The 9,565-nt window shown below is 64.6% G+C and carries 15 protein-coding genes; 11 read left to right on the plus strand and 4 right to left on the minus strand.

What is annotated here, in order from left to right:
* The first annotated feature begins 4 nt into the window (after positions 1-4).
* The 6 genes from Q0L48_RS05765 to Q0L48_RS05790 all read left to right on the plus strand — a co-directional run bounded on the left by Q0L48_RS05765 (position 5) and on the right by Q0L48_RS05790 (position 3,109).
* Positions 5-400 (plus strand): dihydroneopterin aldolase, encoded by a 396-nt coding sequence (locus Q0L48_RS05765; protein ID WP_296718334.1) that lies wholly within the window; start codon positions 5-7, stop codon positions 398-400.
* A 7-nt stretch (positions 401-407) separates the two neighbouring features.
* Positions 408-722 carry a Rossmann fold domain-containing protein gene (locus tag Q0L48_RS05770; protein ID WP_367274020.1) on the plus strand — a complete coding sequence of 105 codons (315 nt, stop codon included), beginning with the start codon at positions 408-410 and terminating at the stop codon, positions 720-722.
* A 63-nt stretch (positions 723-785) separates the two neighbouring features.
* Positions 786-1,793 carry a GTP 3',8-cyclase MoaA gene (moaA, locus tag Q0L48_RS05775; protein WP_296718777.1) on the plus strand — a complete coding sequence of 336 codons (1,008 nt, stop codon included), beginning with the start codon at positions 786-788 and terminating at the stop codon, positions 1,791-1,793.
* Positions 1,794-1,893: 100 nt separating this feature from the next.
* Positions 1,894-2,154, plus strand: a complete 261-nt coding sequence (locus Q0L48_RS05780; RefSeq protein ID WP_296718338.1) for a MoaD/ThiS family protein — start codon at positions 1,894-1,896, stop codon at positions 2,152-2,154.
* Between the two features lie 4 nt (positions 2,155-2,158).
* Positions 2,159-2,605, plus strand: a complete 447-nt coding sequence (locus Q0L48_RS05785; RefSeq protein WP_296718339.1) for a molybdenum cofactor biosynthesis protein MoaE — start codon at positions 2,159-2,161, stop codon at positions 2,603-2,605.
* A 66-nt stretch (positions 2,606-2,671) separates the two neighbouring features.
* Positions 2,672-3,109, plus strand: coding sequence for a hypothetical protein (locus Q0L48_RS05790; RefSeq protein ID WP_296718341.1), 438 nt, complete (start codon positions 2,672-2,674; stop codon positions 3,107-3,109).
* 65 nt (positions 3,110-3,174) lie between these two features.
* Here the strand turns inward: Q0L48_RS05790 and Q0L48_RS05795 are convergent, their stop codons facing one another.
* On the minus strand, positions 3,175-3,864 hold the full coding sequence (locus tag Q0L48_RS05795) for a Crp/Fnr family transcriptional regulator (RefSeq protein WP_296718342.1): 690 nt from the start codon (positions 3,862-3,864) through the stop codon (positions 3,175-3,177).
* Positions 3,861-4,355, minus strand: a complete 495-nt coding sequence (locus Q0L48_RS05800) for a hypothetical protein (protein ID WP_296718344.1) — start codon at positions 4,353-4,355, stop codon at positions 3,861-3,863. Before Q0L48_RS05800 ends, Q0L48_RS05795 begins: the two co-directional genes overlap by 4 nt.
* Before the next feature lie 230 nt (positions 4,356-4,585).
* Between Q0L48_RS05800 and rplU the strand changes: the two genes are divergently transcribed.
* From rplU to Q0L48_RS05820, 4 genes are all read left to right on the plus strand, one after another.
* Positions 4,586-4,963 (plus strand): 50S ribosomal protein L21, encoded by a 378-nt coding sequence (gene rplU, locus Q0L48_RS05805; protein ID WP_296718345.1) that lies wholly within the window; start codon positions 4,586-4,588, stop codon positions 4,961-4,963.
* Between the two features lie 14 nt (positions 4,964-4,977).
* The gene (gene rpmA, locus Q0L48_RS05810; RefSeq protein WP_296718347.1) at positions 4,978-5,247 is read left to right on the plus strand and encodes a 50S ribosomal protein L27; all 270 of its coding nucleotides are present in this window, start codon (positions 4,978-4,980) and stop codon (positions 5,245-5,247) included.
* A gap of 239 nt (positions 5,248-5,486) precedes the next feature.
* A complete protein-coding gene (locus tag Q0L48_RS05815; protein ID WP_296718349.1) occupies positions 5,487-6,011 on the plus strand; it encodes a GNAT family N-acetyltransferase in 525 nt (174 codons plus the stop codon).
* 64 nt (positions 6,012-6,075) lie between these two features.
* Positions 6,076-6,672 carry a TetR family transcriptional regulator gene (locus Q0L48_RS05820; protein WP_296718350.1) on the plus strand — a complete coding sequence of 199 codons (597 nt, stop codon included), beginning with the start codon at positions 6,076-6,078 and terminating at the stop codon, positions 6,670-6,672.
* On the opposite strand, the gene Q0L48_RS05825 is transcribed toward Q0L48_RS05820, so the two are convergent.
* Positions 6,669-7,406 carry a folate-binding protein gene (locus tag Q0L48_RS05825; RefSeq protein ID WP_296718352.1) on the minus strand — a complete coding sequence of 246 codons (738 nt, stop codon included), beginning with the start codon at positions 7,404-7,406 and terminating at the stop codon, positions 6,669-6,671. The two genes, Q0L48_RS05820 and Q0L48_RS05825, sit on opposite strands and share 4 nt — an antisense overlap.
* A gap of 38 nt (positions 7,407-7,444) precedes the next feature.
* Between Q0L48_RS05825 and pyrC the strand changes: the two genes are divergently transcribed.
* Positions 7,445-8,482 (plus strand): dihydroorotase, encoded by a 1,038-nt coding sequence (gene pyrC, locus Q0L48_RS05830; protein WP_296718354.1) that lies wholly within the window; start codon positions 7,445-7,447, stop codon positions 8,480-8,482.
* On the opposite strand, the gene rarD is transcribed toward pyrC, so the two are convergent.
* The gene (gene rarD / locus Q0L48_RS05835; protein WP_296718355.1) at positions 8,479-9,405 is read right to left on the minus strand and encodes an EamA family transporter RarD; all 927 of its coding nucleotides are present in this window, start codon (positions 9,403-9,405) and stop codon (positions 8,479-8,481) included. The genes pyrC and rarD overlap by 4 nt on opposite strands.
* Between the last annotated feature and the right edge of the window lie 160 nt (positions 9,406-9,565).

Below are 9,565 nucleotides of genomic sequence, written 5' to 3' on the forward strand. Positions count from 1 at the left end.
CCGCATGAACTCCCGCACCGATTCGCTCACCCTCGAAGTCAATGATCTCGTCGTCGATGTCCTCACCGGCATCTATTCCGAGGAAACCGGCAAGCCGCAGCCGCTGCGCATTTCGATGGCGGTGCGTTATGCCGTGGCGGATCGCTACGATCCCGATACGCCCCTCGATGCGTCGAAGAATTACATGGACCTTAAATTCGCTGCCACCGGTGGCTTGCCCGAAGGGGTGCATTTCAAGCTGATCGAAGCGGTCGCCGATCACATCTGCCAGACGCTGTTCGTGCAGGATGCGCGGGTGGAGGCGGTCACGGTCAAGATCGTCAAGCTCGCGATTGCCGAAGCGGATGAGCAGATCGGCATCACCCTGCACCGCGAACGACCGACCGGCCCCGGAGCGTAAGGCCGTGATGCGGCAGCTTGAAGCGGGGCGTCTGCCGGAAGGCCCGCTCGATGCGGCAGGGGCGTTCATGGCGTTCTATCTCGAATCCGCGCGCGCGTTGCTGGCCGCGCCCGATGTGACCGCGCTGGCGATCATCCTTCCGCCCGCAGACCACGATCACCGCGACTGGCGCCTCGCGCTGGCCCGCGATCTGGCGCGCGAGGCAGCGCCTGCCCGCGTCAATGTGGTTGCCGGATCGCCCGGATCGGCGCGCGACGCCAGCCTGCGTTTTCTGGCGGATGCGCCCGGGGTGACAGGGCAGTATCTCGTGTGCCATGAATAAGGCGTGCTTATTGACCCGCCTCGCCGACGTGATCTGATTGCGCTTAACGCGCCGGCGGGCACCCTGCCGCCGCTGGTCGACAGCTTTCAGCGCCGCATCACCTATCTGCGCCTGTCGGTGACCGACCGCTGCGATCTGCGGTGTTCCTACTGCATGCCAGAACGCATGACCTTCCTGCCCAAGGCCGAAGTGCTGACGCTGGAGGAACTGCACGATCTTGCCATGGGCTTCATTGCGCGCGGGGTGACCAAGATCCGCATCACTGGGGGCGAGCCTTTGGTGCGGCGCGACATCATCGACCTGTTCACCGCGCTGGGCCGCAGGTTGGGGCCCAAAGAACATGGGGGCCTCGCCGAACTGACGCTGACCACCAACGGCACGCAATTGGCGAGCCACGCCGACGCGCTGGCGAAGGCGGGGGTCAAGCGGGTGAATGTCTCGCTCGACACGCTGGACCGGGCGAAGTTTGCCGAACTGACCCGGCGCGATGCGCTGCCGCAGGTGCTTGAAGGGATCGCGGCGGCGAAGGCGGCCGGGCTAATGGTCAAGCTGAACGCGGTGGCGCTGAAGGGCGTCAACGAAGGCGAACTGGCCGATCTGATTGCCTGGGCGCATGGGCAGGGTCACGACGTCACGCTGATCGAAGTCATGCCGTTGGGCGATGTCGAGGAAGAGCGGCTCGACCAGTATCTGCCGCTCAACAGCGTGCGCACCGAGCTGGAGGAACGCTGGACGCTGACCGACAACGCGTGTGCCACCGGCGGCCCGGCGCGCTATGTTGATGTGGCGGAGACCGGCGGACGGCTCGGCTTCATCACCCCGCACACCAACAATTTTTGCGCCGGGTGCAACCGGCTGCGGGTGACCGCGACCGGACAGCTTTACCCATGCCTTGGCGGGGGCGAGCAGGTCGATTTGCGCGCCGCGCTGCGGTCTGACGATCCAGAAGCGGGCCTTGCGGCTGCACTTGACGAGGCGCTGCGGATCAAGCCCGAAAAGCATCATTTCCGCATGGATGCGCGCGATGCGGCACCGGCCGTGCCGCGCCATATGTCGATGACGGGGGGGTGAGGCCCATGCTTCGTCATTGCGAGCGCAGCGAAGCAATCCAGTTCCGAAGCTGGATTGCCGCGCGACCTCCGGTCGCTCGCAATGACGGGGGAGGCTTGGCGTGATCCGTTTCGTCTATCTTGGCAAGCTCGCCGATGCGGCGGGTAAATCGGAAAGCCAAATCGCCTCGAGTTCAGGAGATCTTGACTGGCCGGATATCCTCGCCTTGTTGGACGATCATGTCCGCGAAGGGCTAGCCGATGCAGTCCGTGATAAGCGGGTTAAGGTCGCCCTCAACGGTGAGGTGCTGGCCGACCGCGAAGGGATTGTCGCGCGGCATGGCGACGAGGTCGCCTTCCTGCCCCCAGTGTCCGGCGGCTGACCCGATGCGCGACATTCGACTGCTGACCGAAATGTTCATCCCCGGCACCCTGATCGGCCCGTTCACGCAGGCCAATCCGGGGTTGGGCGGAGTGTGCACCTTCGTGGGAGAGGTTCGCTACGACGAAGGGGTCGAGGCGCTCGAACTCAGCCATTACGAACCACTCACCCTGCCGGGAATGCACGCGCTTGCCGACCGCGCGTTCGAGCGTTTCACCCTGATGGGCCTGTTGATGGTGCACCGAGTCGGCGTGCTGCGGCCGGGCGAGCCGATCGTCTGCGTCTCTGCCGCCGCACTGCATCGCCGCGATGCGATCGACGCGGTCGATTTCTGCATGGATCATCTGAAAAGCGCCGCGTGGTTCTGGAAGCGCCAATTGCGAGCCGGTGAATGGCACTGGATCGAGCCGCGCGACGACGATCACCGCGATCTGGCGCGCTGGCAAAGTTGATTTGATCCACGTCAAAGCAGGGCTGCACGCGGCGCAGTAATCCTTCTTCAACAAGGAGGATCACCCATGAGCCACATCGTCCACGACATCATCGCCCGCGGCGACGCGCGCATTGTCGAACTTCCCACCGCAGCGCCGGTGCGCCATCAGGTCGAAGCCGATCGCAATTTCGGGCTGCCGACCGCGCTCTACGGCGTGACGGTGGCCTGCTATCTCGGCTTTCTGGTGATCGTCGGGAGCGCGTTTGCCAATCCGGCGCTGGCAATTCCGATGGCAGTCATCGTGCTGCTGATCGTGGCCTTTTTCGCGGTTCCGGCGATGTGGACGCGGCTTGCCGGCAACACGACCAAGCCGCAGACGCTGGGCGAGTTCGAAGCGCGCGGCATCATGACCAATACCGGGCGACTCGCCCCGCGCGATGCGGCGATTCAGGTGCTGATCCTGCCGGTCTTGCTGGTGGTGTGGGGTCTGGCCGTGGCTGTGATCGCCGCGACCGTCGCCTGACCGAGCAACGTCTGACAAGCTCCCCGGGGCCGCGGACCCTCTCCCTTTGGCCGCTGCCCCGAACCCTATCTGCCCGAAATATCGTGCAGCAGTTCCGGATCGCGAATCAGGATACCGCGCTTGCCCTCGCGCTGGATCGCGCCGGTTTCCTCAAGCTCGCCCAGCTTGCGGCTGACAGTCTCGATGGTGAGGCCGAGCATGTTGCCGATCTCGCCGCGGGTCAGCGGCAGATCGAACCGCTTGGCGAGGTGGCACGAACTGTCGCTGGCCGCGAAGGCGAAATCGTGGAGCAGCGCCGCCAGCCGCGCCTCGGCGCTGGCATGGCCGGTGAGTTCCAGCAGCGTACGACTGGCGAGCAGATCGGCCTGGCTACGGCGCAGCAACGCGCGGGCGAGCGCGGGGTAATCCTCGATCGCGCGCTCGATATCGCGCTTGGCGAAGGTGCAGAGCCGGCTGTCGGTCAGCGCCACGACATCATGATGGGCAAACGGTGCGAACAGCTCGCCGATGAAGCCCGCCGGATGAACCAGCGAAAGAATCTGCTCGTTGCCGTCCTGATCGACCGCCGACACCTTGAGCGCGCCAGTGAGCAGTGTCGCGCAGGCGGCATCCTCGTCGCCTGCCGCGAACAGCATCTCGCCGCGCTTCAACGTGCGGGTACGACCGGCCGCGGCCATCGCATCGCGTTCCTCCGTTGTCAGCACGGCGCAGGCGGCGGTTTCGTTGACCGGACAGGTGCTGCAAGCCAGGTTCATTGTCCCATAGTCTCCCACAAGCGTGCCATTGCCGCGTCCTGACTGTTTACCAGTTCAAGCACCTGCGTGCGCGCGGTCTCGATTTCCTGCGTCGGCGCGAAAGTCGTCGAAGCGGCGGCGACGAGTTCATCGAGATCCGCCAGAACAGACGTGGTCTCGCCCCGCTGCGCCGCAAGATCGGCCATGGCGACCAGCGCCGCCGCGCGGGCATCGCTTTCGACCGGCCGTCCGGCCGCCGCGCGGGCCAATCGTGCAGCGTCGGTCTGCTGACGGGTAAAGCCGGTGTTTGCGGTGACAGCCCGTTCCACCATGGTGGCCAGCGTCGCGCTATCGACGACGCGCCGAGTCGGGGCAGGCGGCTGGGCCGGGCCGGACGGCGGCGGGTTGACCTCGAACGACCGCATCGCCAGCGAAGGATAGCGTGTATCCGACCCCGCGCAGGCGCTCACCGCCGCAATCAGCGGAAGCAGGCCAAGAATTTTCCGTCGCACTTGCATATCGATCCCTGTTCCCGTTACCACGACGCCTGCCGGTGGCAAAGGGAACTGTCAGATCAGCGTTGCGTGTTTTTTGACCCCCGCAGCCGTTGACTTGCACACGCCTTTCCCCTAACGGCACGCATCTTTCCGGGGCTGCATTCGCGCAGCGCCGCATTGCCGTTCGGTAGGCATGGCACGCCACGCTCATCCGGACACAAGCACAAGATTGAGAGTATAGAGCCATGTTCGCTGTAGTGCGCACCGGCGGCAAGCAATATCGGGTTGCCGCCGGAGACAAGATTGCCGTTGAAAAGCTCGCAGGCGAAGCCGGCGACACCATCACGCTGAGCGACATTCTGCTCGCTGGTGAAGGCGAAAGCATCGCCGATGCTGCCAAGGTGACCGTTTCGGCGGAAATCATCGCGCAGGCCAAGAGCGAAAAGGTGATCGTTTTCAAGAAGCGTCGCCGTCACAATTATCGCCGCAAGAACGGCCATCGCCAGCAGATGACCCTGCTGCGCATCACTGCCGTGGGCGAAGACAAGCCGGCTGCCAAGAAGGCCGCCGCCAAGAAGACCAAGAGCGAAGCCCCGGCAGAAGCCGCGGCCTCGGCTGAATAAGGAGCGGGTGAACCATGGCACATAAGAAAGCAGGCGGTTCGTCGCGTAACGGTCGTGATTCGGCCGGTCGTCGCCTTGGCGTGAAGAAGTTCGGCGGTCAGGAAGTGATCGGCGGCAACATTATCATCCGTCAGCGCGGCACCCGCGTGTATCCGGGCGTGAACGTCGGCATCGGCAAGGATCACACCCTGTATTCGCTCGCCGAAGGCGTAGTGCGATTCCACGGTGGCAAGCAGGGCCGTAAATACGTCTCTGTCGATGTCATGGCGGAAGCCGCCGAATAAGCGGATGATTCGATAAAGGGATCATCCGCAAGGATGGTTCCCGTCGGTGAAAATCCGGCCTGAAGAGGGAGATGGGACCATCCTCGATACGAGGGGGCCGTCTTCCTTTTTGCATTCTCCCTCGTCAACGCCGCCGAATCATAAAATTTCGCGGCCATGAAATTGTCATGCGTTGCGGTTATCGGCGGCGCGGGGCGAGGAAGGGAGAACTCGTGTTCCATCGCAGTCAAAGATTGCTGTTGCGGCCGATCTGGCCCGAGGACTGGCAGGCTCTGCTGGCGGGAATCGCCGACGAAGGCGTGGTCCGCAACCTCGCCAGCGCGCCCTGGCCCTATGATGAAAGCCACGCCCGCGAATTTGCCGCGCGTGCCGTTGCGCCGCTCTATCCGCGCTTCCTCGTCACGCGCGCCGCCGATGGGCAGGCAGTCGGCTGCATCGGTTTGGGGCCGATGAGCGATGCCGCCAATGACGGCGAGAAAATCGAACTCGGCTACTGGATCGCGCGCAGCTTCTGGGGTCAGGGCTTCGCCACCGAGGCCGGCGCGGCGGTGCTGGAGGTCGCAGCGACGCTCGGCCATCGCGAACTGGTCGCGTCACATTTTCTCGACAACCCGGCATCGGGCAAGGTGCTAAGGAAGCTCGGCTTCGAGCCAACCGGGCGGGTGGAAGAGCGGTTTTCGTGCGGACGCGGCGAGATGGTTCCGGCGATCGGCTACCGGCTGGCGCTCGGCGGCGAAGGAGGCGAGCGCCAACGCGCCGCTTGATCGCCGCGTGGCTTGGGCCGCGCGGCTTGTCGATCCGGGGAAAAGCTTCTAGGCGCGGCGGCCTATGACCAGTCGCAAAAGGTTGACGCCCGAAGAATCGCGTAGCTCCGCGCTCGCCGCCGCGCGCGCGCTGCTGATCGAGACAGGTCCGCAATCGGTGACGCTGAAAGCAGTGTCGACCCGGATCGGGCGCACCCACGCCAACCTGCTGCACCATTTCGGCTCGGCGTCCGGGCTGCAAAAGGCGCTGGCCGAACATCTCGCGCGCTCGGTCTGCGAGACGATCATCGATGCCGTGCGCGCCAGCCGTGCAGGGCTTGGTTCGGCGCGCGAGGTGGTGGATCTCGCCTTCGACGCCTTCGACCGTGAGGGCGCGGGCGCGCTGACCAGCTGGATGCTGCTGACCGGTAACGAGGACGCGCTCGATCCGATCATTTCGACCATCCACGATCTGGTGGACGAGATCGCGCCCGATGAAGCCAGCCATGGCAGCCAGCCGGGCCGCATTCATGGCGACACGCTGACGCTGGTGCTGATGGCGCTGGGCGATGCATTGATCGGCGGGGCGCTGGCCAAGGCGCTCGGTCTGCCGCGTGACGCTGCGCGCGAACGGGCGACGGCGATGCTCGAAGCCTCGCTCGCGGAATACGAACAGGGCTAGGCTTCGGGCGCGAGCACTCCGGCGCGCTGCCAGGCGGGCAGAGCGTCCGGATCGAGCTTCTCGGTCCGCAGGTGATCCACGGAAAGGCCAAGTTCGGGATAGGCGATCACGCGCCGCGCTTCGTCAGATTCGGCCAGCGGGACCACGACCAGCCGCCGGTTGACCTTCTGCCGCCAGTTCATCCGCGCGGTGTTTTCCTGCCCGACATAGCAGCCCTTGGTGAAGCTGACGCCGTTCAGTTCAACCGCGTTGGTTTCCAGCCACAGGATATCGCCCATTTCGGCGCGACCTTCGGGCACGCCCAGCGACAGGCGGTGGGCCAGCCAGGCATCATCGGCCCGTTCGCTCCCGTTTGCAGGCGCAAGCCAGCGCCAGCCCAGTTCCGGCAAGCGCGGATCGCTCACCGCGCCGTCATGCGCATTCCGGCTCCAGTGCACGGCGAGCGAATCGTCGCGCGCAATGGCGATCTTGCGCCGCAACCGGTACATCGACAGCCGCTTGGCGAGATCATCCGCTACCGCCGCTTCGCAATCGATCAGCAGGCCGCTGGCGTCCGACCAAACCAGAAAATCGAACATATGCTTGCCCTGCGCGCTCAGCAGCGCGGCGTAGCAGGGCAGCGACCCCTTCACGTCGTTGGTGACGAGCCCTTGCAGGAAGGCGGCGACATCCTCACCCTCCTCCAGCGCGGAGAGGCGGATAATGGCGCGATCGGTGAGGCAGGTTGCAGTCATGCGTGACAGATAGGATGGCGCATCGCTAAGGGGAAGTCATGACCGACAGCCTCACCATCCGCCGCCCCGACGACTGGCACCTGCATTTCCGCGATGGTGCGATCATGCGCGAGGTGGTGCCCTATACCGCGCGCCAGTTTGCCCGCGCGATCGTGATGCCCAATCTCAGCCCGCCGGTGACCACGACCGCGTTGGCGGCCGCCTATCGGGAGCGGATCATGGCCGCCGTGCCCGATGGCGTGCGGTTTACTTCGTTGATGACCTGCTATCTCACCGACGATACCGATGCCGACGATCTGGCGCGCGGCGCGGCGCAAGGCGTGTTCACCGCCGCCAAGCTGTACCCCGCCAACGCCACCACCAATTCGGCCGCAGGCGTGAGCAATGTCGAGAAGCTGTATCCGGTGCTGGCGCGGATGGAGGCCGAGGACATTGTGCTGTGCATCCACGGCGAGGTGACTGACGCCCATGTCGACGTATTCGACCGCGAGAAAGAGTTCATCGACAGGCACTTGCAGCGTATTGTTGCAAGCTTTCCGAAGCTGCGCGTGGTGTTCGAACATATCACCACCAGCGATGCGGTGGATTTCGTGCTGGATTCCGGGCCGAACGTCGCCGCGACCATCACGCCGCAGCATCTCCACATCAATCGCAATGCGATGCTGGTCGGCGGAATCCAGCCGCACAATTACTGTCTGCCGGTTGCCAAGCGCGAGAGCCACCGGCTGGCCTTGCGCAAGGCGGCAACCGGCGGCAGCGGCAAGTTCTTCCTCGGCACCGACAGCGCCCCGCATCTCAAGCGCGACAAGGAAAGCGCGTGCGGTTGTGCCGGGATTTTCGGCGCGCCCTATGCGCTCGAAAGCTATCTCACGGTGTTCGACGAGGAAGCTGCGCTGGACAGGTTCGAAGGCTTCGCCTCGCTCCACGGCCCCGCGTTCTACAAGCTACCTGTCAACGAGGACAGCGTGACGCTCGAACGCGCGGAGTGGTCGGTGCCGACGGTGCTGAAGGTGACGGGCGAGGATATCGTCCCTTTCCACGGGGGTGCGACGCTCGGCTGGCGGTTTGTCGGTTAGGCCGCAGCTGCCTTCCGGCTGCTGCGCCGCTTCGCCAACAGGTCGTAGACGAAGATGCCGACCGCGATCCAGATCAGCACGAAGCAAAGCAGTTTCGCCGGCTCCAGCGGTTGGCGGAAGACCGTGAGGCCCAGGATGAAGACAATCGTCGGTGCCAGATACTGGATGAAGCCCAGCGCCGAATAATCCATCCGCCGCGCGGCAACTGCGAACAGCAAAAGTGGCACAGCGGTGACCACGCCCGACAGGATGATGGCGATGCTGAGGAACGTGTCCTGCCCGAAGGATGAACCCTGCGGCCCGCTCGCATACCACAGCGCCACCGCGCTGGCGGGCAGCAGCAGGATCGCGCTCTCGATCGTCAGGCCGGGTAGCGATCCGACCGAAACCTGCTTGCGAACAAGGCCATAGAAGGCAAAGCTGAAAGCGAGACTGAGGCTGATCCACAGACTCGTCAGCGCACCAGCCGCCAGAAAGGCGACCGCCACTCCGGCAACGCCCACTGCCAGCCATTGCCGCCGTGACAGCTTTTCGCCCAGAAACAGCGTGCCCAGCAGCACATTGATGAGCGGGTTCAGGTAATAGCCTATGCTGGCCGCATAGACCTGCCCCTCCATGATCGCCCAGACATAAATGAACCAGTTGATGCCGATCAGCATGGCGCTCGCCAGCAGGGCAAGCATGGCGCGCGGGCTTTTGAGCGCTGCCAGAAGCTCGGGAAACTGACGCCGCAGCGCCACGATCAGCAGGCACAGCGGCAGCGTCCAGATGATTCGCCAGCCGACGAATTCGAACGGCGGGACGGCTTTCACCAGCAGCAGGTAGAGCGGCAGGAAACCCCACATCAGATAGGCCGCAATCGCCGGGGCGAGACCCGATGGGCCTGGATGGCCGACGGCGGTAGGAGGGGTGGAAGCGGCCATGGAATGCTGCCGTTAGGGGGAGGCAACCCGGCGCGCAAGCGGTGCTGCGGCGATGAACCTCGGCTTTCGACTTTCGCGCCGGTTCGTTCATGTTCTATCCGTTATAGATGAACGGCATCGACGGGAAATGCACCGAAGCGGACGTTTCAGCATGTCCTCG

The sequence above is a fragment of the Erythrobacter sp. genome (assembly GCF_024305245.1).
Taxonomy (GTDB): Bacteria; Pseudomonadota; Alphaproteobacteria; order Sphingomonadales; family Sphingomonadaceae; genus Erythrobacter.

Excerpts from the sequence above, each read along its gene's own strand:
- Q0L48_RS05765 (WP_296718334.1), top strand. The coding sequence starts at position 5 with ATGAACTCCCGCACCGATTCGCTCACCCTCGAAGTCAATGATCTCGTC.
- Q0L48_RS05770 (WP_367274020.1), top strand. The coding sequence starts at position 408 with ATGCGGCAGCTTGAAGCGGGGCGTCTGCCGGAAGGCCCGCTCGATGCG.
- Q0L48_RS05785 (WP_296718339.1), top strand. The coding sequence starts at position 2,159 with ATGCGCGACATTCGACTGCTGACCGAAATGTTCATCCCCGGCACCCTG.
- Q0L48_RS05790 (WP_296718341.1), top strand. The coding sequence starts at position 2,672 with ATGAGCCACATCGTCCACGACATCATCGCCCGCGGCGACGCGCGCATT.
- Q0L48_RS05795 (WP_296718342.1), bottom strand. The coding sequence starts at position 3,864 with ATGAACCTGGCTTGCAGCACCTGTCCGGTCAACGAAACCGCCGCCTGC.
- rplU (WP_296718345.1), top strand. The coding sequence starts at position 4,586 with ATGTTCGCTGTAGTGCGCACCGGCGGCAAGCAATATCGGGTTGCCGCC.
- rpmA (WP_296718347.1), top strand. The coding sequence starts at position 4,978 with ATGGCACATAAGAAAGCAGGCGGTTCGTCGCGTAACGGTCGTGATTCG.
- Q0L48_RS05820 (WP_296718350.1), top strand. The coding sequence starts at position 6,076 with ATGACCAGTCGCAAAAGGTTGACGCCCGAAGAATCGCGTAGCTCCGCG.
- Q0L48_RS05825 (WP_296718352.1), bottom strand. The coding sequence starts at position 7,406 with ATGACTGCAACCTGCCTCACCGATCGCGCCATTATCCGCCTCTCCGCG.
- pyrC (WP_296718354.1), top strand. The coding sequence starts at position 7,445 with ATGACCGACAGCCTCACCATCCGCCGCCCCGACGACTGGCACCTGCAT.
- rarD (WP_296718355.1), bottom strand. The coding sequence starts at position 9,405 with ATGGCCGCTTCCACCCCTCCTACCGCCGTCGGCCATCCAGGCCCATCG.